This is a genomic window from Rhodococcus sp. C3V (assembly GCF_029269915.1).
GTDB lineage: Bacteria > Actinomycetota > Actinomycetes > Mycobacteriales > Mycobacteriaceae > Rhodococcus_F > Rhodococcus_F qingshengii.
Genome location: NZ_JARJBE010000004.1, coordinates 125074 through 150176 on the forward strand (window position 1 = coordinate 125074; position 25103 = coordinate 150176).

At 63.1% G+C, this 25103-nt stretch carries 19 protein-coding genes; 13 read left to right on the forward strand and 6 right to left on the reverse strand.

Translation table 11 applies throughout. The annotated features are described in order from the left end of the window. The first annotated feature begins 111 nt into the window (after positions 1 to 111). From tig to clpX, 4 genes are all read left to right on the forward strand, one after another. Complete coding sequence (gene tig / locus P3G66_RS12930) at positions 112 to 1485, forward strand: trigger factor (RefSeq protein ID WP_073512225.1); 1374 nt, start codon at positions 112 to 114, stop codon at positions 1483 to 1485. Between the two features lie 216 nt (positions 1486 to 1701). Beyond that, positions 1702 to 2289 (forward strand): ATP-dependent Clp protease proteolytic subunit, encoded by a 588-nt coding sequence (locus tag P3G66_RS12935; RefSeq protein WP_007730960.1) that lies wholly within the window; start codon positions 1702 to 1704, stop codon positions 2287 to 2289. A gap of 48 nt (positions 2290 to 2337) precedes the next feature. Next, on the forward strand, positions 2338 to 3000 hold the full coding sequence (locus P3G66_RS12940) for an ATP-dependent Clp protease proteolytic subunit (RefSeq protein WP_003944539.1): 663 nt from the start codon (positions 2338 to 2340) through the stop codon (positions 2998 to 3000). Between the two features lie 332 nt (positions 3001 to 3332). Then, positions 3333 to 4613 (forward strand): ATP-dependent Clp protease ATP-binding subunit ClpX, encoded by a 1281-nt coding sequence (gene clpX / locus P3G66_RS12945; protein WP_003944582.1) that lies wholly within the window; start codon positions 3333 to 3335, stop codon positions 4611 to 4613. 134 nt (positions 4614 to 4747) lie between these two features. Here the strand turns inward: clpX and P3G66_RS12950 are convergent, their stop codons facing one another. The 3 genes from P3G66_RS12950 to P3G66_RS12960 form a co-directional block, all read right to left on the reverse strand. Then, positions 4748 to 6085 carry an MFS transporter gene (locus tag P3G66_RS12950; RefSeq protein WP_003944496.1) on the reverse strand — a complete coding sequence of 446 codons (1338 nt, stop codon included), beginning with the start codon at positions 6083 to 6085 and terminating at the stop codon, positions 4748 to 4750. Positions 6086 to 6275: 190 nt separating this feature from the next. Beyond that, a complete protein-coding gene (locus P3G66_RS12955; protein ID WP_042450290.1) occupies positions 6276 to 8498 on the reverse strand; it encodes a glycoside hydrolase family 3 C-terminal domain-containing protein in 2223 nt (740 codons plus the stop codon). A gap of 71 nt (positions 8499 to 8569) precedes the next feature. Next, positions 8570 to 9244 (reverse strand): TetR family transcriptional regulator, encoded by a 675-nt coding sequence (locus tag P3G66_RS12960; RefSeq protein WP_007730968.1) that lies wholly within the window; start codon positions 9242 to 9244, stop codon positions 8570 to 8572. Between the two features lie 127 nt (positions 9245 to 9371). Here P3G66_RS12960 and aroQ point away from each other — a divergent pair, with 127 nt between their 5' ends. The 3 genes from aroQ to P3G66_RS12975 are packed head-to-tail and all read left to right on the forward strand — an operon-like array spanning position 9372 to position 12609. Beyond that, positions 9372 to 9821 (forward strand): type II 3-dehydroquinate dehydratase, encoded by a 450-nt coding sequence (aroQ, locus tag P3G66_RS12965; protein WP_276116692.1) that lies wholly within the window; start codon positions 9372 to 9374, stop codon positions 9819 to 9821. Then, positions 9821 to 10699 (forward strand): shikimate dehydrogenase, encoded by an 879-nt coding sequence (locus P3G66_RS12970; RefSeq protein WP_276116694.1) that lies wholly within the window; start codon positions 9821 to 9823, stop codon positions 10697 to 10699. The genes aroQ and P3G66_RS12970 overlap by 1 nt, the downstream gene beginning before the upstream one ends. Further along, positions 10696 to 12609, forward strand: a complete 1914-nt coding sequence (locus P3G66_RS12975) for a sugar phosphate isomerase/epimerase and 4-hydroxyphenylpyruvate domain-containing protein (protein WP_230358827.1) — start codon at positions 10696 to 10698, stop codon at positions 12607 to 12609. The genes P3G66_RS12970 and P3G66_RS12975 overlap by 4 nt, the downstream gene beginning before the upstream one ends. On the opposite strand, the gene fdhD is transcribed toward P3G66_RS12975, so the two are convergent. Together fdhD and P3G66_RS12985 are read right to left on the reverse strand one after the other, a co-directional pair. Next, the gene (gene fdhD / locus P3G66_RS12980; protein WP_003944453.1) at positions 12560 to 13429 is read right to left on the reverse strand and encodes a formate dehydrogenase accessory sulfurtransferase FdhD; all 870 of its coding nucleotides are present in this window, start codon (positions 13427 to 13429) and stop codon (positions 12560 to 12562) included. The two genes, P3G66_RS12975 and fdhD, sit on opposite strands and share 50 nt — an antisense overlap. Position 13430: 1 nt before the next feature. Beyond that, a complete protein-coding gene (locus P3G66_RS12985; RefSeq protein WP_030536640.1) occupies positions 13431 to 15740 on the reverse strand; it encodes an FdhF/YdeP family oxidoreductase in 2310 nt (769 codons plus the stop codon). 121 nt (positions 15741 to 15861) lie between these two features. Between P3G66_RS12985 and P3G66_RS12990 the strand changes: the two genes are divergently transcribed. From P3G66_RS12990 to P3G66_RS13000, 3 genes are all read left to right on the forward strand, one after another. Further along, entirely contained in the window at positions 15862 to 16869 is a 1008-nt protein-coding gene (locus tag P3G66_RS12990; protein WP_030536639.1) for an iron-siderophore ABC transporter substrate-binding protein, read from the forward strand. 63 nt (positions 16870 to 16932) lie between these two features. Beyond that, a complete protein-coding gene (locus P3G66_RS12995; protein ID WP_042450225.1) occupies positions 16933 to 17547 on the forward strand; it encodes a GNAT family N-acetyltransferase in 615 nt (204 codons plus the stop codon). A 12-nt stretch (positions 17548 to 17559) separates the two neighbouring features. After that, positions 17560 to 19593 carry a S9 family peptidase gene (locus P3G66_RS13000; protein ID WP_276116695.1) on the forward strand — a complete coding sequence of 678 codons (2034 nt, stop codon included), beginning with the start codon at positions 17560 to 17562 and terminating at the stop codon, positions 19591 to 19593. A 71-nt stretch (positions 19594 to 19664) separates the two neighbouring features. Here P3G66_RS13000 and P3G66_RS13005 read toward each other — a convergent pair whose 3' ends face one another. Then, the gene (locus tag P3G66_RS13005; RefSeq protein WP_019749074.1) at positions 19665 to 20366 is read right to left on the reverse strand and encodes a hypothetical protein; all 702 of its coding nucleotides are present in this window, start codon (positions 20364 to 20366) and stop codon (positions 19665 to 19667) included. Positions 20367 to 20538: 172 nt separating this feature from the next. Here P3G66_RS13005 and P3G66_RS13010 point away from each other — a divergent pair, with 172 nt between their 5' ends. From P3G66_RS13010 to P3G66_RS13020, 3 genes are read left to right on the forward strand one after another with little or no spacing between them, the layout of a single operon-like run. Next, the gene (locus P3G66_RS13010) at positions 20539 to 23220 is read left to right on the forward strand and encodes a valine--tRNA ligase (RefSeq protein ID WP_099698216.1); all 2682 of its coding nucleotides are present in this window, start codon (positions 20539 to 20541) and stop codon (positions 23218 to 23220) included. Continuing rightward, positions 23217 to 24656 carry a folylpolyglutamate synthase/dihydrofolate synthase family protein gene (locus P3G66_RS13015; RefSeq protein WP_030536635.1) on the forward strand — a complete coding sequence of 480 codons (1440 nt, stop codon included), beginning with the start codon at positions 23217 to 23219 and terminating at the stop codon, positions 24654 to 24656. The genes P3G66_RS13010 and P3G66_RS13015 overlap by 4 nt, the downstream gene beginning before the upstream one ends. Continuing rightward, complete coding sequence (locus tag P3G66_RS13020; RefSeq protein ID WP_003944448.1) at positions 24653 to 25093, forward strand: DUF4233 domain-containing protein; 441 nt, start codon at positions 24653 to 24655, stop codon at positions 25091 to 25093. The genes P3G66_RS13015 and P3G66_RS13020 overlap by 4 nt, the downstream gene beginning before the upstream one ends. Positions 25094 to 25103 lie beyond the last annotated feature (10 nt).

Sequence of the window (25103 nt, forward strand, 5' to 3'; positions counted from 1 at the left end):
ACCTCCAGTAAGTCCGGGAGTGAAGTGCCGCGCCAGACAGCAGTACCGAACACACAGCAGTACCGATTCAACACAAGTTGTGAGCAAGACCAGACGAAGGAGCGAAGTTTCGTGAAGAGCACCGTCGAGCAGCTCAGCCCGACGCGAGTCCGTATCAACGTTGAGGTGCCCTTCGCGGAACTCAAGTCTGATTTCGACAAGGCCTACAAGGCCCTCGCGCAGCAGATTCGTCTCCCCGGCTTCCGTCCCGGCAAGGCTCCGGCCCGCCTCCTCGAAGCGCGTGTCGGTCGCGGCGCTGTGCTCGAGCAGGTCGTCAACGACGCTCTGCCGTCGCGTTACTCCGAGGCTGTCACCAGCGCCGGCGTGAAGGCCATCGGCCAGCCCGAGATCGAGGTCACCAAGATCGAAGACGGCGAGCTCCTCGAGTTCACCGCCGAGGTCGACGTGCGCCCGGAGATCGAGCTCCCTGACTTCAGCTCCATCAACGTCGAGGTCGATCCGATCGAGATCACCGACGAAGCCATCGAAGAGCAGCTGCTTTCGCTGCGTCAGCGTTTCGGCACCCTCACCGGCGTCGACCGCGCAGTCGAGGACGGCGACTTCGTCTCCATCGATCTGTCGGCCACCGTCGACGGCGAGAACGTTGCCGAGGCAACCGCGAGCGGACTGTCGCACGAGGTCGGTTCGGGCCAGCTCATCGAGGGCCTCGACGAAGCCATCATCGGCCTCAAGTCGGGGGAGTCCAAGGACTTCACGTCGACGCTGGTCGCCGGCGAGTACGCAGGCAAGGAAGCTGTTGTCACCGTGACCGTGCAGACGGTCAAGGAGCGCGAGCTTCCGGCTGAGGACGACGAGTTCGCTCAGCTCGCCAGCGAGTTCGACACCCTGGAAGAACTGAAGGCTGACCTCCGTGAGCGCGTCGCACGCGTCCGCAAGGTCGAGCAGGCCGGTCAGATCCGCGACAAGGTTCTCGAGCAGCTGCTCGAGACCGTCGAGGTTCCGTTGCCGGAGGCTGTCGTCAAGGCTGAGGTCGACGCTGCACTGCACGACGCCGTTCACGGTCTCGATCACGACGAAGAGGCACTGAACAAGCTCCTCGAAGAGCAGGGCAGCAGCCGCGAAGAGTTCGACAAGGATGCACAGGAAGCCGCTGAGCGCTCCGTCAAGACGCAGCTCTTGCTCGACTCGATTGCCGATGCGGGCAACGTCACCGTCGGTCAGGACGAGCTCACCGAGCGCATCCTGTTCCAGGCGCAGCGTTACGGCATGGCTCCTGAGCAGTTCATCCAGCAGATCCAGCAGGCCAACCAGCTCGGCGCCGTCTTCGCAGACGTCCGTCGTGGCAAGGCTCTCGCGTCCGTCGTCGAGTCGGCCGGTGTCAAGGACACCTCCGGCGCAGTTGTCGACACCGCAGAGCTGTTCGGCAGCAGTGAGGCCGAAACCGAAGCGGACGAGTCTGATTCCGCCGAGAGCGAAGACAAGTAAAAACGCAGGCGGACGGGTGTTTTCACCACGATCGACTGCACTGAGTTTTCCGCTTTGAGCGAAGTAGGGCGGCACCGGGACTCCGGTGCCGCCCTACTTCGTTACTGTCTGTGTCAGTAGAAGTGTTTCGCATAGACGATCCACCGCACAAGTAGATCCACATAGAAGGCAGGTACCGTGACTTCCAATCACCTGGAGACTTTGCAGAGTCCCGCCATGACTTCAGCGACCGCTGGGTTGAACCTCAGCGACTCGGTGTACGAGCGCTTGCTGCGAGAGCGCATCATTTTCCTCGGTACCCAGGTCGACGACGACATCGCCAACAAGCTGTGCGCACAGATCCTGCTGCTCTCGGCCGAGGACCCGACGCGAGACATCTCGCTCTACATCAACTCGCCCGGTGGATCCGTGACCGCAGGTATGGCGATCTTCGACACGATGCAGTTCGCCGAGTGCGACATCGCCACCTTCGGCATGGGCCTTGCGGCGTCGATGGGTCAGTTCCTGCTCTCGGCAGGCACCAAGGGCAAGCGCTACGCACTGCCTCACGCCCGCATCATGATGCACCAGCCGTCCGCCGGCATCGGTGGTTCCGCCAGCGACATCGCGATCATGGCCGAGCAGTTCAAGCACACCAAGCGCGAAATGGCCGAGCTGATTGCTCAGCACACCGGCCAGACGGTCGAGCAGATCACCGCGGACTCCGATCGTGACCGTTGGTTCACGGCGAAGGAAGCTCTCGAGTACGGCTTCGTCGACCACGTCGTCTCCCGTGCGAATCAGGCCGGCGGCACCGGCAACTGAGCCGGTTCGCCCATCCTTTCGCTGCCCAATTCATACTTTGGAGAACTGATGACCAATCTTTTCGGAGCTAACTCGCTGGGCGGCCAGGCGCCGTCGGGCCCCCAATCGCGTTACATCCTGCCCCAGTTCACGGAGCAGACCAGCTACGGCGTCAAGACGTCCGACCCGTACAACAAGCTGTTCGAGGAGCGCATCATCTTCCTCGGCTCGCAGGTCGACGACGTGTCCGCCAACGACCTCATGGCGCAGTTGCTGGTTCTCGAATCGCAGGATCCGGACCGCGACATCACGATGTACATCAACTCGCCCGGTGGTTCTTTCACCGCGCTGATGGCGATCTACGACACGATGCAGTACGTCCGTGCCGACATTTCCACCGTCTGCCTCGGTCAGGCTGCTTCGGCAGCTGCCGTGCTTCTGGCCGGCGGTACGCCGGGCAAGCGCTTCGCGCTCCCCAACTCGCGCATTCTGATCCACCAGCCGGCTACGGGCGGCATCCAGGGTCAGGTTTCCGATCTGGAGATCCAGGCTGCGGAGATCGAGCGTATGCGTCGGCTCATGGAGAGCACGCTGTCGCTGCACACGGGTAAGGATCCGGAGACCATCCGCGTCGACACCGATCGCGACAAGATCCTCACGGCCGAGCAGGCCAAGGAGTACGGCATCATCGACGACGTGCTGGCTTACCGGAAGCTCAGCGCACAGAAGTAGTCGATTTCCGCCTCGTGTCGAGGATCTGTATCCCGATTCCCGACACGAGGCGGACACGTCGAGAAGTGCCTGGTGGAGCGCTCGCCAGGCTGAAATCTCGACTCTTTTCTTTTTTATCCGCAGGCGAAACGCCGAGAACAGGTCGACCCCGTTCGGGATCTGCGGGTACCGTCACTTCACGGGCTGGTTCTCGACCGGCGTTCTGCGATTGTTCGACCAGATTTGTTCGATCAGTTTGTCTGATCTGACAACTACCGAAGTACTGCGGAGCGTCTCGACCGATCGAGTGGCGGCGAGTGCACGTACATGATGGAAAGTAGGGACCTCACGAGATGGCACGCATCGGCGACGGCGGGGATCTGCTCAAGTGCTCTTTCTGCGGTAAGAGTCAGAAGCAGGTCAAAAAGCTCATTGCAGGACCCGGGGTGTACATCTGCGACGAGTGCATCGACCTCTGCAACGAGATCATCGAAGAGGAATTGGCCGAATCGAGCGAGGTCAAGCTCGACGAGCTTCCCAAGCCTGCGGAGATCCGAGAATTCCTCGAGAACTACGTCATCGGTCAGGACTCCGCCAAGCGGACGTTGGCCGTGGCCGTCTACAACCACTACAAGCGCATTCAGGCCGGCGACAAGGGCCGTGACGCGCGGGGTGAGACGGTTGAGCTCGCGAAATCGAACATCTTGATGCTCGGCCCCACCGGCTGTGGCAAGACGTATCTCGCTCAGACTCTCGCGAAGATGCTCAACGTCCCGTTCGCCATCGCTGACGCGACGGCGTTGACCGAGGCCGGTTACGTCGGTGAGGACGTCGAGAACATTCTGCTCAAGCTGATTCAGGCTGCCGACTACGACGTCAAGCGCGCCGAGACCGGAATCATCTACATCGACGAGGTCGACAAGATCGCCCGTAAGAGCGAGAACCCGTCGATCACGCGTGACGTGTCCGGCGAAGGTGTTCAGCAGGCGTTGCTGAAGATCCTCGAAGGTACGCAGGCGAGCGTCCCGCCGCAGGGTGGCCGTAAGCATCCGCACCAGGAATTCATTCAGATCGACACCACTAACGTGCTGTTCATCGTCGCGGGCGCTTTCGCAGGTCTCGAGCGGATCGTCTCCGATCGTGTCGGTAAGCGCGGTATCGGATTCGGTGCCGAGGTTCGGTCGAAGGCCGAACTGGATACGGTCGATCGTTTCGCCGAGGTCATGCCGGAGGATTTGATCAAGTTCGGTCTGATTCCGGAGTTCATCGGCCGACTGCCGATGATCGCGTCGGTGACCAACCTCGACAAGGAATCGCTCGTTCAGATCTTGTCGGAGCCCAAGAACGCTCTCGTCAAGCAGTATCGTCGCCTGTTCGACATGGACGGCGTCGAACTCGAGTTCACCGAAGAAGCGCTCGACGCTATCGCCGATCAGGCGATCTTGCGTGGAACCGGTGCGCGTGGCCTGCGCGCCATCATGGAAGAGGTTCTTCTTCCCGTGATGTACGACATTCCCAGCCGTGACGACGTCGAAAAGGTGGTCGTCACCGCGGAGACCGTCAACGACAACGTACTTCCGACCATCGTTCCGCGTAAGCCGGAACGTGGCGAGCGTCGCGACAAGACGGCGTAGAACTTCAAAACGACTGTGGCCCGGTATCTCTCGCGAGATGCCGGGCCACAGTCGTTCGCGCAACACAGTGGTTCGCGCAACACAGTGGTTCGTGCAACACAGTGGTTCGTGCAGGGTGTCTGTGGGGTGGTCGGCTAGATCGGGTTGCCGAGCTCCTTGAGGGGGGTGCGGAACGTCTCCTTAGCGGTGAACGCCGAGATCGCGCAGATGACGCAGGCCACCGAAGTCAGAATGGCAACGGGCATCCAGTGTGTCTTGTCGCCGCCCATGAGGGCGTTGCCGATGGCGGGGGCAAAGCCTGCGAGGGCGAAGCCGACCTGGGTGCCGATCGCAATGCCCGAGTAGCGGACCTTGGTGTTGAACATCTCGGAGTAGAACGACGGCCAGATGGCATTCGGGGCAGCGTAGAAGACGGACATCAATCCGATTGCGGCGAGGAAGATCAGGGGAACGTTGCCGCTGGCGATTGCGCCGAAGTACACGTAGATGAACACCGCGCTACCGAGGGCGCCACCGATGAACAACGGCCTGCGACCGATCCGGTCGGAGAGCATCGCCCAGGCGGGCTGACTGAGCAGGGCTACGGCGTTGGCTGCGATGGCAACCCAGAGCATGGTCGACTTCGGAATCCCCACTTCTTCGGTGGTGGCGAAAGCGAGACCGAAGACGGAGAAGATGGTCGAGACGACGGCGATGAAAGCGCAGCAGATCACGCGAATCAGATTTGCGCTGTGGGTGCGAAGAAGATCGGCAACAGGCAATTTGGCGACGGTCTTGGATTCCTGCTGCTCGGTGAACTCTTCGGGCTCTTCGAGCTTGAGACGCATGATGTATGCCGCGACCAGAACGATCAGGCTGCCCCAGAACGGGATTCGCCAACCCCACGTGTAAAGGATGTCGTCGGGGAGCGCGGCGATGGGCAGGAATACGAGGCTGGCGAGGATGAAGCCGGCCTGGGTGCCGTTGAGGGTCCAACTGCAGAAGAACGCGCGTCGGCCTTCGGGGGCGTGTTCGAGCGTCAGTGAGCTGGCACCGCTCTGTTCACCCGCGGCGGAGATGCCCTGGGCGATTCTCATCAGGACAAGAAGGATCGGTGCAAGAACTCCGATCGAATCTGCGCTGGGAATACATCCGATGAGGAAGGTGGCTGCGCCCATCAGAATGAGCGTGAGCAGCATGATCTTCTTGCGGCCGACGCGGTCACCGAAATGGCCGAGGACTACAGCGCCGAGGGGACGCGCGACGTACGCGACACCGAAGGTGGCCAGCGAAAGTAGAGCCGCATGCCCGCTGTCCGGGAAGAACACCGTGGGGAAGATGAGCGCAGCGGCGGAGGCGTAGATGTAGAAGTCGTAGTACTCGAGCATGCTGCCGAGAAACGACGACGTTGCGGCGCGCTTGACCTTGGTCGTATCCGGCCTTGCCAAGGATCCCGCCTCGGGCCCGGACGGTGTAACCGTGCTAGCTGACATGCTCATCTCCTGGGTGGAAGCGTCGTGGAGGCTCTACATCCGCCGATTGTGTTCGTATCAAGAACGTCTGTGCGGAGAGCGATACAAGGAATGTAACCGACGCCACAGCAACTACACAAGATTATTAACCAAATAGTTCATAAAAATCTACTGGCGGTCACGCTGCTCGTCGAAACCGCAGTTCAGAGAGTTAGGAGGCCGGCTGTGCTGCGGCCGCCACCAACTGCTCCACCTGTTCCTCGGTGATCCCGAGGCCGAAGGTGGCGAGTTTTCCGAGCGGCATCGAGCCTGCGAGTGCCATCATCTCGGGGCTGACCGCCTGTGCACCGTCGCCCGCTGCGGCAGCCATGGCGGCGCCGAGAACTGCGCTGCCGACCGGATGGGCGAGCCATTCGCCGATGGTCGACATGGCGTCGAGCGTGCCGACGCCGACGTTCCCGGCCAGGGTGATCGTGTCGGTGGTTGCGATGTCCCGAGACGAGAAGCCGACGCGGATCTCGTAGTCGCCGGCCTCGATCGCCCAGTCCTTTTCCGTGACAGACCAATAGGCAAATGCCCTGCTGTCGAGCGTGATGGTCACAGTCGCGGATTCGTCGGGGTCGAGGTGGACCTTGGCAAAGCCTTTCAATTCCTGCGCGGGTCGATCGATGCTTGCCGAGGCGTCGTGGACGTAGACCTGAACGACGCTGCTGCCCGATCGGTCGCCGCTGTTGCGCACGGTGACGGTCACTTCGGCGGAGTTTTCACCGGCCTCGACGGAGGTATCGGTGATGTCGAAGGTGGTGTAGCTCAGCCCGAACCCGAACGGGTACGCCACTTCGCGCAGCGCGGAGTCGTAGTAGCGGTATCCCACGTACAGGCCTTCGCCGTAGCGGACGTGCTGCTGTGATCCCGGGAAATGCAGATACGACGGATTGTCTTGGAGGCGAAGCGGAATGGTCTCCGTCAGGCGGCCGGACGGATTCGTGATGCCGAACAGAAGATCGGCAATCGCCGAGCCGCCCGCCTGGCCGAGTAGCCAGCCCTCGAGGATTGCGGCGGCATGATCCTTCCAAGGCTCGATCGAAACCACGCCGCCGTTGGCGAGCACGACGACCGTGTTCGGGTTCGCGCCGTGGACCGCTTCCAGCAGGGCGATCTGGTCAGCCGGCAGTTCGATGTCGGTTCGGTCGAATCCTTCGGATTCCGTGGCGGACGGTAGTCCGAGGAACAGCACCGCGACGTCGGCGCGGCGTGCGGCGTCGACAGCCTCGGTGACCATGTCGTCGTCCGGAGTGCCGTCGAAGGTGAAGCCCGGTGCGAAAGTGACGCGGTCGGCGCCTTCGAGGTCGAGGATCGCGTCCAAGGCATTGTCGAGCTTGGTCGGGACCACCTGTGAACTGCCGGCTCCCTGGTACCGCGGGCTGCACGCGAATTCGCCGATCACCGCGACGGTTTGCCCGCCGGGGGTCAGCGGCAGTAGTTCTCCGTCGTTGGCCAGCAAGACAGCGGACTCCGCTGCAGCGGTCCGTGCCAGTTCGTGGTGACGCTCGACGTCGTACGTGTGGCCTTCGGTGCGCGCGGCGGCGGTGCGTGCCACCAGCGTCGCCAGGCGCTCGGCGGCAGTGGTGAGCACTGATTCGTCCAGGTCGCCGCCGCGCACGGCGTCGACGATCTGGGTATCGGTTCCGGTCGGCGGCATTTCCAGGTCGAGGCCCGCGGCGAGTGCCGCCACGCGGTCGTTGACCGCTCCCCAGTCCGAAACGACGAGGCCGTCGAAGCCCCACTGTTCGCGGAGTACCTCGGTGAGCAGCCAATGGTTCTGGCTCGAGTACACACCGTTGATCTTGTTGTACGAGCACATGACCGTCGTCGGGGCCGCGGTCTTGACGGCGTATTCGAAGCCGGCCAGATAGATCTCGCGCAGCGTCCGTTCGTCGACGTCGGCACTGACTCTCATCCGGTCGTGTTCTTGGTTGTTGGCAGCGAAGTGCTTGAGCGAGGTTCCGACGCCGCGAGACTGGATGCCGGTGATCAGCGCTGCCGCGACGCGGCCGGAGAGGAATGGGTCCTCGGAGACGTATTCGAAATTCCTGCCACACAAGGGTGATCGTTTGATGTTGATGCCTGGGCCGAGGAGGACCGAGACCTGTTCGGCTTTGGCCTCGTCGCCCAGAGCCTCACCGACCTGGCGGATGAGGTCGAGGTTCCACGACGAGCCCAACCCGACCGCCGGTGGGAAACATGTCGCTGGAATGCTGTGGCCGAGTCCGAGTGCATCGCCGCCCTCGGGTTGTTTCCGGACTCCGTGCGGACCGTCGGTCAGGAGTATCGATTCGATTCCGGGAACGGACTGGCTGTGCCAGAAATCCGAGCCCGACGTCAACGACGCCTTCTCCTCGAGTGAAAGCCCGTCTACGTAATTCTCGGTCACGTCATTCCTCCCGGTGGCAGCTGTGAGTTCCACTCACCACCGTAGGGGGATTTTTCGGACTTCGGGGTGGGTCAGGACGGCGCCTTCGAGGTCAAGAACGCAACAACCATGTCGCCGAGCATTGTTCGAAGATGCTCACGATGCGTCGAGTCGGTCAGATCGCGGTCGAAGAGCGCTTTGAAGGTGTAACGATTGGCGATACGAAAGACGCAGTAACTGCTGATCAACATGTGAATATCGAGAGCATCTACGTCGGAGCGGAATGCTCCCGACTGCTGTCCGTCGTGGAGGATCTGCGAGACCAGGTCGGCGGCGGGGGCGCCGAGACCGCTGAGTAGCTCGGATTTCTCGATGTGCTCGCCGCGGAGCATGTTCTCGTTGGCTACCAGCCGAATGAAGTTCGGGTGTTGTTCGTGGTGGTCGAAGGTGAGTTCGGCCAAGGCGCGGACTGCTGCCGTGGGTTTCAATCCCTCGAGGTCGAGTTCACGTTCCTGCGCACGAATGACGCTGTACGCGTGTTCGAGGACGGACTTGTACAGCCCTTCCTTGTCGGTGAAGTAGTAGTAGATCATGCGCTTGGTGGTGTGAGTCTTGGTTGCGATCTCGTCCACTCGGGCGCCGGCAAAGCCTTTGTCGGCAAACTCCTCGGTGGCGACGGCGATGATGTTCACCCTGGTCAGATCGCTGTTTCGGCGTCGCTTCTCCGGCTTCGACACCACAGAGTTCACTGACTGCTCGGAAACCATGTGCTCACTCTATCTGTCAGCAGTTTGTCGACTTTGCTTGTCGAGTCCGCGTCGGGGGAGTAACGTCCAGTGAACTAACTCACTAGTTCGTACATTAGTTTCGAGCGTCAACCCCGAGGTGCCCCTGATGACTTCATCTCTACCGGTCCTGGTCCTCAACGGGCCCAACTTGAATTTGTTGGGCCAGCGCCAACCGGAGTTCTACGGGAGAGACACACTGGACGACGTAGTTTCCCGCTGTGAAGCGGCGGCCGCGAAGTTCGGAGCGGTGGTCGAGGCAAAGCAGTCGAACCACGAGGGTCAACTGATCGATTGGGTCCACGAGGCCAGGGGAAATGTCGCGGGCATCGTCATCAATCCCGGTGGGTACTCGCACACCTCCGTTGCGTTGCGCGACGCTCTGGTCACACTCGATGCCCCCGTCGTGGAAGTGCACATCAGCAACATCCACAGTCGCGAAGAATTCCGTCACCACTCGTATGTCTCCGGCATCGCCGACGCCGTCATCTGTGGATTGGGAATCGACGGATACAGCGCCGCAGTCGAATTCGTCTGCATTCGAGAAGGGAAGAACTGATGAGTGATTCGATCCTCTGCGGTCTGATCGGCACCGGCATCGGAGCCTCCTTGACTCCGATCATGCACGAGGAAGAAGGGCGCAGACAGGGCCTGCCGTACGTTTACCGCATCCTCGATCTCGATACGATGGGGATGGCGCCGTCGGACATCGGTGAACTTCTCACCTATGCAAGATGTTTCGGCTTCCGCGGCCTCAACATCACTCACCCGTGCAAGCAGTTGGTGATCGAGCACCTCGATGAGCTCTCGCCGGATGCGAGCCGGCTCGGTGCGGTGAACACGGTCCTCTTCGACTCCGGCAAGGCGATCGGACACAACACCGATTGGTCGGGCTTCGGCCGAAATTTCGACGACGGACTTCCCGGAGCCCAGCTCGATCGTGTCGTCCAGCTCGGTGCGGGCGGAGCCGGTGCAGCGGTTGCCTATGCCGCGCTCACCCGCGGCGTCGGGACGCTGACGTTGGTCGATTCGAGCCTGCCTCGCGCGCAGGAACTTGCACAAACCTTCGCGCAGCAGTTTCCGGCGCAGGTTGTCGAGGCGCGGCACACGAGCGACCTCGCCGAAGTGCTCGGCAAGGCAAACGGATTGATCCACGCGACGCCGATGGGAATGGCGGCTCATCCCGGAATGGCATTCTCGCCGGATCTGCTTCGCCCTGATCTGTGGGTGGCCGAAATCGTCTACCGTCCACTCGAAACCGAACTGTTGCGTCAGGCAAGGTTGATCGGAGCCCCGACGCTCAGCGGAGGCGGAATGACTGTCTTCCAGGCCGTCGACGCGTTCCGGATCTTCACGGGCATCGAGCCCGACAGTAAGCGGATGCTCGCGCACATGACGGAACTTGTACACGGCGAACAGACTGCGGCAGCGCTGTGAGTGCCCCGGTCCGGACGTCGATCGCGACGGTATCGCTCAGTGGCACTCTCGAGGAGAAGCTCGACGCCATCGCTGCTGCCGGCTTCGACGGCTTCGAGGTGTTCGAGCCGGATTTTGTTGCTTCGCCGTGGTCCCCGAAGGAATTACGAACGAGGGCTGCGGATCTGGGCTTGACCCTCGATCTGTATCAGCCGTTCCGTGACTTCGACACGGTGGACAAGGCCCAATTTGCTCGGAATCTTGTTCGAGTGCAACGCAAATTCGAGCTCATGGATCAACTGGGGTGCGAGACGCTCCTGGTGTGCTCCTCGCCCCTGAAGACCGCGAGTCACGATGACGGTCAGTTGACAGAGCAATTCGGAGCTCTCGCCGAACTGGCGTCCGAGCACGGCAAGAAGGTTGCCTATGAGGCGCTCGCGTGGGGTGCCCACGTCAACACGTACGGCCATGCGTGGCAGATCGTCGAGGGCGTCGACCATCCTTCGCTCGGTACCTGTCTGGACAGCTTTCACATCCTCTCGCGCGGTGACGATCCCGCCGGAATTCGCGAGATTCCCGGCGAGAAGATCTTCTTCCTCCAGTTGGCGGACGCTCCGTTCTTGGCGATGGACATCCTCCAGTGGAGCCGGCATCACCGAAACTTCCCGGGGCAGGGCAGCTTCGATCTCAATGCGTTCGCTCAGCATGTCTACGCCACCGGTTACGACGGACCGTGGTCGCTCGAGATCTTCAACGACGTATTCCGCCGCGCCGACACCCAGCGGACGGCAATCGACGCTCATCGGTCGCTCCTGCATCTGGAAGAACAGGTCGCCGCCGCGAACCCTGCCGCCGGTGGACCCACGCTGTTCACCGCCCCGGAGCGCACGCCGCTCGAAGGAATCGTGTCTCTGCGAATCGCGGCGGGTCCGGCGAAACAGGACCAGGTGCACTCGATGCTCTCCCGCGTCGGTTTTCATCTTGTCGGACGGCACCACGATCACGATTTGCAGTTGTGGCGGCACGGACCGCTCACCGTTGCCGTGGATGCGACTGCGGGCACGGTGTGGACGGCGCCCGGGCTGCCTGCGGATCTACCGGTTCTCACTCAGATCGGCATCCGGGCAACCGAACCCGAGGTGTGGGGAGAGCGCGCTCTGGCTCTCGAAGTGCCGGCGACGCGCGTGCAGTTGCCGGGGTCGAGCGACGAGAACTCCGAGGTACCGGACGTCGTACGCCTGAAGGTCACCGATGCGACATCGATCGACCTTCGTGGCCCCGGCAGCGCTGCAGCGTGGGAATCGGCATTCGAGATCTACCCGCTGCCCGCCGAGCGCAATCGTGAACAGGGCGCAGTGTTCACCGGGATCGACCACGTGGCACTGGCGGTTCCGGCCGAGAGCTGGGACGGCATCATGCTGCTCCTGCGGTCCGTGTTCGAGATGCAACCACACGAGGGGCAGGACGTCACCGATTCTGTCGGCCTCATGCGAAGCCAGGCGCTCACGCTCGTTCAAGGCGGTGACGGACATACCCTGCGCATCTCGCTGAACATGGTGGAGGGAAGTCGAAGCGGGCTGCCGACGGTCCGTCGCGGCGGCGTCAGCCACGTCGCCTTCGCGTGTGAGAACATCTTCGGTGCCGCTGCGTCCATGCAGGACTGGGGATTTGCTCCGCTACCCATTTCCCCGAACTACTACGACGATCTGGACGCGCGTTTCGGACTGAATCCGGAACTGCTCGACCGGATGCGCAGCACCGGAATTCTTTACGACGCAGACGCTCACGGCGAGTTCTTCCACCTGTTCACCCCGACCGTCGGGGGAGACCTGTTCTTCGAGGTCGTGCAGCGGGTGGGTGGATACGAGGGCTACGGGGAAGTCAACTCCGCTGTGCGACTGTCGGCTCAGTTGCGTGCGAGTTCGACGTGACCTCGACTCGGTGCGGGTGCGAGTAGACGTTCATCGAATCGCCGCGGATGAAACCGGCGAGAGTCAGCCCGGACTCCTGCGCTAGTTCCACGGCCAGCGACGACGGCGCGGAGACAGCACCGAGGATCGGAATGCCGGCCATGACGGCCTTCTGGACGAGTTCGAACGACGCCCGACCGCTGACGATCAAGATCGTGTCGTAGAGGGGCACTCGGCCGTCGGTGATGGCCCAACCGATCACCTTGTCGACGGCGTTGTGACGGCCGACATCCTCGCGCAGTGCCAGGAGTTCGCCGGTGGCGGTGAACAATCCGGCCGCGTGCAGGCCACCGGTGCGCTCGAAGATCCGTTGGCTCTCCCGCAGTGTGACCGGCATGGCCGACAGGATGGTCGAGGTGACGGAAGTCGTGTCACCGACCAGCGGATGTCGCGTCGTGGTTCGGACGGCGTCGAGCGAGGTCTTGCCGCACACGCCGCACGCGGAACTGACGACGGTGTTCCGATCGGTGGTGTGGTCGGGCAACGGCACTCCGGGAGCGAGAGCGATGTCGAGGACGTTGTACGTGTTCGCACCGGATTCGTCGACGCCGTCGCAGTAGCGGACGACGCTCACGTCGTCGCGGGTGGCGATGACACCTTCGCTGAGAAGGAATCCGTGCACGAGGTCGACGTCGTTGCCGGGGGTCCGCATCGTCACTGCCAGCACCTGACCGCCAACTCTCATTTCGAGTGGTTCCTCGACGGCCAGCGTGTCGGGGCGCGTGACGACCCGATCGCCCGAAATTCGAACGACCGGTGTTCGTGCGGTGACTCGTCCCATCTCAGGCGCCCGATGCTTCGAGTCGAACGGTGACGGCCTTCGACACCGGCGTGTTCGACTTGGCCGCAACGTGTTCGAGGGGAACGAGCGGATTTGTCTCCGGGTAGTACGCCGCAGCATTGCCGCGCGGGGTGTCGTAGGAGACGATGCGGAATTCCGTGACCCGACGCTCTTCGAGTGTGCCGTCGGGTGTTGTCCACTCGGACACGATGTCGACGAGATCGCCGTCACGGAATCCGAGCGCGGTGATGTCTTCGGCGTTGACGAGGATGACTTTGCGTCCGCCCTTGATGCCGCGGTATCTGTCGTCGAGGCCGTAGATTGTGGTGTTGTACTGGTCGTGGCTGCGCATCGTCTGCAGAATCAGGCGCCCACTCGGAGTGGGTATCCAGTGCAGGTCGTTCACGCCGAAGTTGGCTTTGCCGGTGTGCGTGCGGAACTCACGCGAGTCACGCGGCGGGTGGGGGAGTTGGAATCCGTCTGGCTCTCGAACGCGGGAGTTGTAGTTTTCGCAGCCTGGCACTACCCGTGAGATGGAATCGCGGATCAGGTCGTAGTTGCCCTCGAAGGCCGACCAGCGGACGGAGTGATCGTTGCCGAGGAGTTCGCGGGCGAGTTGGCAGATGATGGCGACTTCGCTACGCAGGTAGGGGCTGACCGGTGTGAGGCGTCCGCGCGACAGGTGCACCATGGACATCGAATCCTCCACGGAGACAAGCTGCTTTCCGCCGGCTTGGACGTCGAGGTCGGTGCGTCCGAGGGTGGGGAGGATGATCGCGGTCTGCCCGTGGACCACGTGACTGCGGTTCAGCTTGGTGGACACCTGCACGGTGAGTTCGCATTGACGCAACGCTGTTTCAGTCGCTGCGGTGTCCGGGCTTGCCTGGATGAAGTTGCCGCCCATCGCCATGAAGAAGCTTGCCTTGCCTGCGTTCATGGCGCGGATCGCGTCGACGGTGTCCCATCCGTGCTTGCGGGGACTCGAGATCGAGAACTCGGTGTCGAGCGCGGCCAGGAACTCTTCCGGCATCTTTTCCCAGATGCCCATCGTGCGGTCACCCTGGACATTGGAGTGTCCTCGCACCGGACAAACGCCGGCACCGGGTTTGCCCATCATTCCACGCATGAGCAGCAGGTTGACTGCTTCTTCGATGGTGGCGACTCCGTGTGTGTGCTGAGTGATCCCCATGGCCCAGCAGGTGACGGTTCGCTCGGATCGGGCAAGTGCGGCAGCCGTTTCCTCGAGCTGAGCCATCGACAGACCCGTTGCCTCGAGTACCGTGTCGAGATCGACCGCGCGGATGTGCTTCTCGTATTCGTCCCAACCGGCGCAGTACCGGTCGACGAAGGCACGGTCGACGACCGTCCCGGGAGCGCGATCTTCCTGCTCGAGCAGCAGCTTCCCCAGGCCTTGGAACAGCGCCATGTCGCCGCCCAGCCGGATCTGCAGGAACTCGTCCGCGATGTCGACTCCGTGCCCGATCACGCCGGACACCTTCTGTGGATCCTTGAACCTGCGCAATCCCGCCTCGGGCAGAGGATTGATGGCAATGATCTTGGCGCCGTTGCTCTTTGCCTTCTCCAGCGTCGAGAGCATTCGAGGGTGGTTGGTGCCGGGGTTCTGTCCGGCGATGAGGATGAGATCGGCGTTCTCGAGGTCGGGAACCGTCACCGAGCCTTTGCCGATGCCGATGGATTCGGTCAGTGCGCTTCCGGACGACTCGTGACACATGTTGGAACAGTCGGGCATGTTGTTGGTGCCGTAGCTGCGAATCATCAACTGGTAGAGAAACGCGGCTTCGTTGGACGTGCGACCGGAGGTGTAGAACACCGCTTCGTCCGGCGATGCGAGGCCGTTCAGATGTTCGGCGATCAGTGCGTACGCGCCGTCCCAGTCGATCGGCCGGTAATGGGTTGCTCCCGGCGTCAGGACCATCGGGTGCGTCAGTCGCCCCTGCTGTCCGAGCCAGTAGTCGGTCTTGCCTTCGAGATCGGCGATCGAGTGCTCCGCGAAGAATTCGGGTGTGACGGTGCGAAGCGTTGCTTCCTCGGCAACAGCCTTCGCTCCGTTCTCGCAGAATTCGGCGGGCTTGCGATGTCCGGGAGTCTCCGGCCACGCACACCCCGGGCAGTCGAAGCCGTGTCGCTGGTTGAGTCTGGTGAGCGTTCGGGCGGTCCGCAAGGCTCCCATCTGCTCGATTCCTCGTTGCAGCGACACCAGAACGGCCGGAACTCCGGCGGCGTAGTCCTTGGGGTGCGTGACTTCGAGATCCGATTCGTCGATGTCCTTCGAGGGGCCCTGGCGCGTCATGTCTCCATAGTGGCCCGAACGGCGCGGTACTGCCATCGAATGGGCCGGTCGAACTAGCCGGAATGAAGCTTTCATCGGCTAGCCTTACCTACCGAACCAGCAGACTTTAAGGGGTAGGAACATGGATCGAACGGACGCAGGTCGGCTGACCCGGCGCGGATTTCTGATCGGCACGTCGGGAGCGTTGCTGGCATTCGCCGCAGCCTGCTCCAGTTCGAACGACGAGGACACGCCTCCCAGCGGTGACTCTGCGGAATCGATCACCCACAAGTTCGGGGCTACGGAGTTGCCCAAGGATCCGCAGCGGATCGTCAGTGTCGGATACAACGATCAAGATGCGATCCTGGCGCTCGGTGGGACCTTGGTCGGAACCTTCGACTGGTACGGCGATTACCCCTACGGAGTGTGGCCCTGGGCGCAGCCGCTGCTGAACGGGGCGACTCCCGAGATCATCGGAACTGCGGGCACCACCATTCAGATGGAGAAGGTCGCTGCCACGACACCCGACCTCATTGTCGGCACCTACTCCGGGCTCACTCAGGCGCAATACGACAAACTCAGTGCCATTGCGCCGACGGTGGCGCAGCCCAAGGAGTTCGCGGATTACGGAATCCCCTGGCAGAACCAGACGACCATCATCGGCGAAGCGTTGGGGCAGCAGGGTAAGGCCACCGAGCTGATCGCCGGCGTCGACCAGAAGTTCGCCGACGTGAAGACGGCCAATCCGGCGTTTGCCGGCAAGACCGTTCTGGTCGGCGCGTTGAAGGGGCCGGGGCAGTTCGGGGTCTACGGACCGGAAGACCCGAAGGTGCGGTTCTTCACCGAACTCGGATTCGTGAATCCGCCTGTCACCGATCAGATCACGGGTAACTTCGCCGAGATCAGCACCGAGCAACTCTCGCTCGCGGACGTCGATGTACTCGTCTGGTACGCCGGTGGCGGCTACGGCGACAAGCTTCGCGCGGAGCTGGACAAGACCCCGATCTACCAGGAACTCGACGTCGTGAAGGACGGCCGCGCGATCATTCTGGAAGACGCTGCTGCCGAAGCCATGACGTGGAGCACCGTACTGAGCTTGCCGTACGCGCTCGAACAGATTCCGCCGCGGATTGCGGGCTTGCTCGTCTGATCGGTTCAAGGACAGCGCTGTTCAAAGTCCAGTGATTCGGACAGTCGGCGGTACTCTCGCCTCATGGGTGTACACGTACGGCCGGCTGTCCGATCCGATATTCCGGCACTGTCGGCAGTGTTGGCCGAGGCGTTCGAAGATGATCCCTTGATGGCGTGGATGTTGCCGGACGAGGCCACCAGGGCTGATCGCCTGACGAAACTGTTTGCCGCAGAAGCTCGTTACCACCACCTCGCCGGGGGCGGCGTCGAGGTGGCCACCGACGACAACGGCCTGATCGGCGGGGCAACTCTGTGGGATCCGCCGGGGCGGTGGAAGCAGTCGTGGATTTCCGGGCTCGTGAGCCTGCCCGCAATGGTGCGTGTCTTCGGCAGGGGGCTTCGACACGCGGCCGAGGTCAGCTCCGTTCTCGAAGGAGCACACCCGAATTCGCCGCACTGGTATCTCGCGACCGTCGGGACCGGCAGCGCGGCGCGCGGTGGGGGATACGGCAAAGCGCTGCTGAACTCTCGGTTGGAGCGTTGTGACCGTCAACATGTCGACGCTTACCTCGAGAGCAGCAAGGAATCGAACATCCCGTACTACAACCGCTTCGGTTTCGAAGTGACCCGTGACATCGTCATGCCAGGCGGCGGGCCGACGATCTACGCAATGATGCGTCAACCGCGGGGCGCGTGATACGAACTAGTGGTGACCCAGATTCCCGAGCTCCACGCAGGCACACCGTTCGACGAACTCGACGACTACATCGCTCTGGCCAGGTTGTCCGGCCTGGTGTTGTCACCTGACGGCTCGCTGCTGATCTGCGCGCGCGCCGTTCTCGACGACAAGAGCGCCGAATACGTGTCCTCGTTGTGGGAGATCGACCCGGAAGGCCGGCGTCCTGCGCGTCGGTTGACCTGGGGTTCGACCAGCGAGTCCGGTGCTGCCTTCGCGTTCGACGGCGACGTGCTCTTCACTGCCACGCGAGCCGTGCCGGGCGAGAGTGATCCGCAACCAGCACTCTGGCGCCTACCAGCGGCGGGCGGAGAAGCTCAGCTGCTGATCTCGCGTCCCGGTGGTGTCTCGTCGGTATCAGCGGCGAAGGCGGCGCCGACGTTCGTGGCCCAGACGTCGGTCATGGCTTCGGCGATCAGCCTCGACCAGGACGATCAGGTGCGATCGGCGCGCAAGGACAAGAAAGTCACGGCGATGCTGCACACCGGTTATCCGGTGCGCCACTGGGACCACGACCTGGGCCCCGATCATCCGCATCTGGTTGTGGCCGAGACGGATTCGAAGGAATCCGTCGAGTTGCGGGACATCACACCGACGGCAGGCGCAGCGCTGCGGGAGACGTCGACCACGATTTCCGACGACGGTCTCTTCGTCGTGACCACGTGGACTGTCGGCGATGCGAGTGCCGCCCGCCGATCGACGTTGGTTCGGATCGACACGGTGACCGGTGACCGAGTCACGCTTGTCGACGAGGCCGACGCGGACGTCTACAACCCGGTGCTCTCGCCGGACGGAACCAAGCTCGCGTTCATCCGGGAGACACTCACCACACCGGAGTCCGCACCACGAATGACTCTGCAGCTCTACGACTTCGGATCCGGTGCCGTGACCGGCGTCGCCGACGGCTGGGATCGCTGGCCTACCTCACTTGCCTGGCTACCCGACGGATCCGGGCTGGTCGTCACCGCTGACGACGGCGGCCGCGGTCCGATCTTCACCATCGACCTGTGGGGCCAACCAGTGCGCCTGACAGCCGACGACGCGGCGTACACCGACCTTCGAGTGGCGCCGGACGGTGAGTCGATCTACGCGTTGCGAGCCTCGTACGAAGCGCCCCCGCACGTGGTGCGGGTCGATCTGCGATCAGGTGAGATCACCGCACTTCGTGGGCCCGACACTTTGCCGGAGCTGCCGGGAACACTGACCGAGATCACCGCGCGTGCCGAGGACGGTTCGACGGTGCGTAGCTGGTTGGCGCTGCCGACGGGCGCCGCGCCGCATGCACCGGTGCCATTGCTTCTCTGGGTCCACGGCGGCCCACTCGGTTCGTGGAACACCTGGTCCTGGCGGTGGAATCCGTGGCTGCTCGTCGCCAAGGGCTATGCAGTACTGCTACCAGATCCCGCGCTCTCGACCGGATACGGCCAGAACTTCGTCCAGCGGGGGTGGGGTCAGTGGGGCAAGGCGCCCTTCACCGATCTGATGGCGATCACCGATGCTGCTGTCGCCCAGCCCGAGATCGACCCCAAGCGAACCGGCGCGATGGGTGGTTCGTTCGGTGGTTACATGGCCAACTGGATTGCCGGACATACCAACCGTTTCGACGCCATCGTCACCCACGCGAGTCTGTGGGCACTCGATCAATTCGGCCCGACGACGGACGCTGCCTGGTACTGGCAGCGCGAGATGTCGCCTGAGATGGCCGTCGAGAATTCGCCGCATCTGTACGTCGCGGACATCACGACTCCGATGCTGGTCATCCATGGCGACAAGGACTACCGGGTTCCGATCGGTGAGGGCTTGCGACTCTGGTACGAACTGCTTGCCGAGTCAGGTCTGCCCGCCGACGACGACGGGAAAACGGACCATCGCTTCCTCTACTTCCCCGACGAGAATCATTGGGTGCTCAAGCCGCAGCACACCAAGATCTGGTACGAGGTGGTCACCGCGTTCCTCTCCGAGCACGTTCTCGGCGAAGATGTCGCGCTACCGGAGATTCTGGGCTGAACCCGCGCGTGCCTCGTTCGGATGAAACACCGAACGAGGCACGAGCGTCTTCGCGTGGATCCGGACCGGAATCAGGCGCCGGGGCAACGAACGGTGTACGACCACTCGGTGTGGTCAGGGCCCGTGACGCGAACCAGAACGGACGACGCCCCACCGGCGGGCACGTTGACGACAGCTGAACCAGTTCCCTCGTTGATGTTGTCGCCGATGTATCCGGTGCTGTGGATCAACCGACCTTCGTAGTACACCTCGATCAGGTCCGGGACGTTTTCGGTCTCGTAGCCGAGCACGAACGAGGTCGGGCCACCGCGGCCGAGTTCGTGCTTGGTGCTGGTGATTCCTGCGCCGCCCGAGACGGTCGAGGCGTCGCAGCGCTGCGTGGGCGCAAACGATCCGCCGCCGCCGCTGCCGCTGGCCAGGCCACTGAGAATGTCCCTGACGTTGCCACTGGCCAGGCCGTTGACGATGTCCGTCGCGCTGGTCGAGCCGGCGTTCAGGCCGCCGAGGACGTCGTTGAGGTTCCCGGTGGCGATCCCGCCGACGATGTCACCCACGCTGCCGCTGGCGATGCCGTTTGCGATGTCGTTCCCGATATCGCCGACGCTTCCGTTGATCGTGGCGCTGCCACTGTCGATGCTTCCTTGCACACTTTCTTCGATGCCGGGGGCAGCGGACGCAGTCGCCGGAAGCACGAGGGCAACCGCCGCTCCGATCGTCGCGGCCGCCGCCAAGGTTCGAACGCCGGGACGGCGAGAACTCCAGTTGTTCAACATATTTGCTCCACGGGTAGTTGGTCGGTCGTCCTTCAGAGCGATCCTGTCAGCCGAGCGGATCGGTGAATATCGTTTGTTCGGCTGACCCCGGACCGCGGGGCAGTCGTTCGTGTGCGCTGCGGCGGCCGACGGGCGAATTCGTTCACGACGGGGGAGTCATTAGGATCAAGTGGTGACCAGTGCAGCTCCAGAGAACCCCCAGACCCCCGCCGATGCCCTACCCAAGAGCTGGGACCCCAGCGCGGTAGAGGCCGATCTGTATCAAGGCTGGGTAGACGCCGGGTACTTCCAGGCCGACGCGACCAGCGACAAGCCCGGCTACTCCATCGTGCTGCCGCCCCCGAACGTCACCGGCAGCCTGCACATGGGCCATGCCCTGGATCACACCCTCATGGACGTGCTCAGCCGTCGCAAGCGGATGCAGGGCTACGAGGTGCTGTGGCTGCCAGGCATGGACCACGCCGGTATCGCCACGCAGTCCGTCGTCGAGAAGCAACTCGCTGCCGACGGAAAGACCAAGGAAGATTTCGGCCGCGAGCTGTTCATCGACAAGGTCTGGGACTGGAAGCGCGAATCCGGTGGAACCATCGGTGGCCAGATGCGGCGCATCGGTGACGGCGTCGACTGGAGTCGTGATCGTTTCACGATGGACGAGGGCCTCTCCCGCGCCGTCCAGACCGTCTTCAAGCGCATGTTCGACGAGGGCCTGATCTACCGCGCCGAGCGTCTCGTGAACTGGTCGCCGGTGCTGCAGACCGCGATCTCCGACATCGAGGTGAAGTTCGAGGACGTCGAGGGTGAGCTGGTTTCCCTGCGCTACGGCTCGCTCGACGACAACGAGCCGCACGTCATCGTCGCGACCACTCGCGTCGAGACAATGCTCGGTGACACCGCAGTAGCGGTCCATCCCGAGGACGAGCGCTACAAGCACCTCATCGGCACCACTCTCGATCATCCGTTCACCGGGCGTCAGATCCCGATCATCGCCGACGACTACGTCGACCCCGAGTTCGGAACCGGCGCTGTGAAGATCACGCCGGCTCACGACCCCAACGACTTCGACATGGGCCTGCGGCACAACCTGCCGATGCCCACCATCATGGACAAGACCGGCAAGATTGCCGACACCGGAACCGAATTCGACGGAATGGACCGCTTCGAGGCTCGCGTCAAGGTTCGCGAAGCTCTCGCCGAGCAGGGACGCGTCGTCGCCGAGAAGCGTCCGTACCTGCACAGCGTCGGGCACTCCGAGCGCAGTGGCGAGGCCATCGAGCCTCGTCTCTCGTTGCAGTGGTGGGTCAAGGTCGAGACGCTCGCCAAGGCTGCGGGTGACGCGGTTCGCAACGGGGACACCGTCATTCACCCGGCGAGCCAGGAGCCACGCTGGTTCGACTGGGTCGACAACATGCATGACTGGTGCATTTCCCGTCAGCTCTGGTGGGGTCACCGCATTCCGGTCTGGTACGGCCCCGAGGGTGAAGTTGCGTGCTTCGGTCCTGACGAAACGGCGCCGGAAGGCTGGGTCCAGGATCCCGACGTCCTCGATACCTGGTTCTCCTCCGGACTGTGGCCCTTCTCGACGATGGGCTGGCCGGACAACACGCCCGAACTCGAAAAGTTCTATCCCACCAGCGTTCTCGTCACCGGCTACGACATCCTGTTCTTCTGGGTCGCCCGCATGATGATGTTCGGCACCTACGTGTCCGAGGACGAGTCGATCACCGCCGGTTCGGGTAAGTCCGGCGCGCAGATGCCGTTCAAGGACGTGTTCCTGCACGGACTGGTCCGCGATCAGTACGGCAAGAAGATGTCGAAGTCTCGCGGCAACGGTATCGACCCACTCGACTGGGTCGATCGTTTCGGCGCCGACGCCCTGCGATTCACACTTGCACGCGGCGCCAACCCGGGCAGCGACCTGTCCGTTGGCGAGGATTCGGCGCAGTCCTCGCGCAACTTCGCGACCAAGTTGTTCAACGCGACCAAGTTCGCTCTGATGAACGGCGCTGCCCCCGCGCCGCTGCCCGCTCGAAGCGAACTGACCGACGCCGATCGTTGGATCCTCGACCGTCTCGACACGGTCCAGGCCGAGGCGGACGCCGCATTCGATCGCTACGAGTTCAGCAAGGCGTGCGAAGGCCTGTTCCACTTCGCGTGGGACGAGGTCTGTGACTGGTACCTCGAACTCGCCAAGGTGCAGTTCGCCGCCGACGAGGCCGTCGCCGCGAACACCCGCGCCGTGCTCGGCAACGTTCTCGATGCACTGCTCCGCCTCCTGCACCCGGTCATTCCGTTCGTGACCGAAACCCTGTGGAAGGTGCTCACCGGCGGCGAGTCCGTCGTCGTCGCCGAATGGCCCGTGTTGTCCGGTGAGGCAGTCGACGCCCAGGCCGCAACCAGGATCGAAGACACGCAGAAGCTGATCACCGAGGTGCGACGATTCCGAAACGATCAGGGACTCAAGCCTTCCCAGAAGGTCCCGGCTCGTGCGTCCGGGCTATCGGAGGCCGGCATGGACGGCCAGTTCGCCTACGTGGCGGCGCTGGCCAAGCTGACCGAACCCGAAGAGGGATTCACCGCGTCGATCTCCGTCGAGGTGCGCCTGAGCCAGGGCACCGTCACTGTCGACATCGACACCTCGGGCACCATCGACCTCGGCGCGGAGAAGAAGCGGCTCGAAAAGGACCTCGCGGCAGCGCAGAAGGAGCTCGTCACCGCTGACAACAAGCTGGCGAACGAGGCCTTCCTGGCGAAGGCGCCCGACGCCGTCGTGGACAAGATCAAGACACGTCGCCAGATCGCCGTCGAAGAGATCGAGCGCATCACGGGACGTCTGAAGGAGTTGGCCGACAAGTGAGTTCGTACGAGCCGTCCCAATTCGACGCTCAGAGTTCGGTTCCGACTCCGGTCGACATCGCCGAACTGGCGCTGGTGGAAGCAGAACTCGACAAGCGTTGGCCCGAGACCAAGATCGAGCCGTCACTGACTCGTATCGAGGCGCTCATGGATGTCCTGGGCTCGCCTCAGCACAACTATCCGTCGGTGCACGTCACGGGAACCAACGGTAAGACGTCGGTAACGCGCATGATCGATTCGTTGATGACGGCTCTGCATCGTCGCACCGGGCGAACCACCAGCCCTCATCTGCAGATCGCGACCGAGCGGATCAGCATCGACGGTCATCCGATCTCGCCGCGGCTCTACGTGGACACGTTCCGCGAGATCGAGCCGTACGTGCAGATGATCGACGCACAGTCGGAGGAAGCCGGGGGACCGGCGATGAGCAAGTTCGAAGTGCTCACCGCCATGGCCTATGCGGCCTTCGCGGAGGCGCCGGTCGACGTCGCCGTGGTCGAGGTCGGCCTCGGCGGACGCTGGGACGCCACCAACGTGATCGACGGGCAGGTTGCGGTGATCACCCCGATCAGCCTCGATCACGCCGAGTACCTGGGCACCGACCTGGCCGGGATCGCGGAGGAGAAGGCCGGGATCATCAAGAAGGGCCGCGAGGACCTGGTTCCGGTGGACACCGTCGCGATCATCGCCGAGCAGACTCCCGAAGTCATGGAGGTATTGCTGCGGCGTGCTGTCGAGGTGGAGGCCGCGGTCGCTCGTGAAGGCTCGGAGTTCAAGGTGCTTGCTCGCCAGATCGCGGTGGGCGGACAGCAGCTCGAACTTCAAGGCTTGAGCGGTGTGTACACCGACATCTTCCTCCCCCTTCACGGTGAGCATCAGGCGCGCAACGCCGCGCTCGCGCTCGCTGCCGTAGAAGCGTTCTTCGGTGCCGGTCCGGATCGACAACTGGATCAGGATGCAATCCGCAACGGGTTCGCCTCGGTCGTCAATCCCGGTCGCCTCGAACGTGTTCGGAGTGCGCCGACGGTCTTTCTCGACGCCGCCCACAATCCAGACGGTGCTCGCGCTCTCGCGGCCGCACTGTCCGCCGAGTTCGACTTCCGCAAGCTCGTGGGAGTGGTCAGCGTCATGGCGGACAAGGACGTCGACGCCATCTTGACTGCATTCGAATCCGTCTTCGACGAGATCGTCGTCACCCACAACGGGTCACCCCGGGCGATGGACGTCGAAGAACTGGCGAACATCGCCGTCGCGAAGTTCGGCGACGAGCGCGTCGTCGTTGCGCCGGTGCTTGCCGACGCCTTGGAAGTCGCGATCGAAATCGCCGAGCAGGTCGCCGAACCCGGTGAGGCCGTATCAGGGGCGGGTGTGGTGGTGACGGGATCCGTCGTGACCGCAGGCGCCGCCCGCACGCTGTTCGGAAAGGACCCCGCGTGAGTACCCCGTCAGATGCCAATCCCGAGTCCGGAGACCACGAGCCCGGAGACACTGCCGGCGAGTTCGGGCCGCCGACCAAGGACCCGTGGAAAAGCTTCCGCGGAGTGATGGCCGGAACCCTGATCCTCGAGGCGATCGTCGTGCTGCTGGCTTTGCCGGTTGTCGCGGTCGTCGGCGGAGGCCTCACCGCGGCCTCCGCGGGATTCATCATCGGGTTGGCGGTACTGATGATTCTGGGTGCGGGCATCCAGGGCAAGCCGTGGGCGATGGGGTTCAACGTCGCGCTGCAGGTGATTCTTCTGTTCGGTTTCTTCGTCCACCCGTCGATCGCCGGTGTGGCGATCACCTTCGGGATCGTCTGGGGATACCTCGTCTACCTGCAGAGAGACATCAAGCGCCGGATGGACAAGGGCCTGCTTCCCGGTCAGCGGGACTGACCATTTAGGC

What these genes read in the sequence shown, in the direction of transcription:
- P3G66_RS12935 (WP_007730960.1), top strand. Translation starts at nt 1,702, where the DNA reads ATGACTTCAGCGACCGCTGGGTTGAACCTCAGCGACTCGGTGTACGAG.
- P3G66_RS12985 (WP_030536640.1), bottom strand. Translation starts at nt 15,740, where the DNA reads ATGACGCGCCAGGGCCCCTCGAAGGACATCGACGAATCGGATCTCGAA.
- P3G66_RS12990 (WP_030536639.1), top strand. Translation starts at nt 15,862, where the DNA reads ATGGATCGAACGGACGCAGGTCGGCTGACCCGGCGCGGATTTCTGATC.
- P3G66_RS12995 (WP_042450225.1), top strand. Translation starts at nt 16,933, where the DNA reads ATGGGTGTACACGTACGGCCGGCTGTCCGATCCGATATTCCGGCACTG.
- clpX (WP_003944582.1), top strand. Translation starts at nt 3,333, where the DNA reads ATGGCACGCATCGGCGACGGCGGGGATCTGCTCAAGTGCTCTTTCTGC.
- P3G66_RS13005 (WP_019749074.1), bottom strand. Translation starts at nt 20,366, where the DNA reads ATGTTGAACAACTGGAGTTCTCGCCGTCCCGGCGTTCGAACCTTGGCG.
- P3G66_RS12960 (WP_007730968.1), bottom strand. Translation starts at nt 9,244, where the DNA reads ATGGTTTCCGAGCAGTCAGTGAACTCTGTGGTGTCGAAGCCGGAGAAG.
- aroQ (WP_276116692.1), top strand. Translation starts at nt 9,372, where the DNA reads ATGACTTCATCTCTACCGGTCCTGGTCCTCAACGGGCCCAACTTGAAT.
- fdhD (WP_003944453.1), bottom strand. Translation starts at nt 13,429, where the DNA reads ATGGGACGAGTCACCGCACGAACACCGGTCGTTCGAATTTCGGGCGAT.
- P3G66_RS12970 (WP_276116694.1), top strand. Translation starts at nt 9,821, where the DNA reads ATGAGTGATTCGATCCTCTGCGGTCTGATCGGCACCGGCATCGGAGCC.
- P3G66_RS12940 (WP_003944539.1), top strand. Translation starts at nt 2,338, where the DNA reads ATGACCAATCTTTTCGGAGCTAACTCGCTGGGCGGCCAGGCGCCGTCG.
- P3G66_RS12950 (WP_003944496.1), bottom strand. Translation starts at nt 6,085, where the DNA reads ATGTCAGCTAGCACGGTTACACCGTCCGGGCCCGAGGCGGGATCCTTG.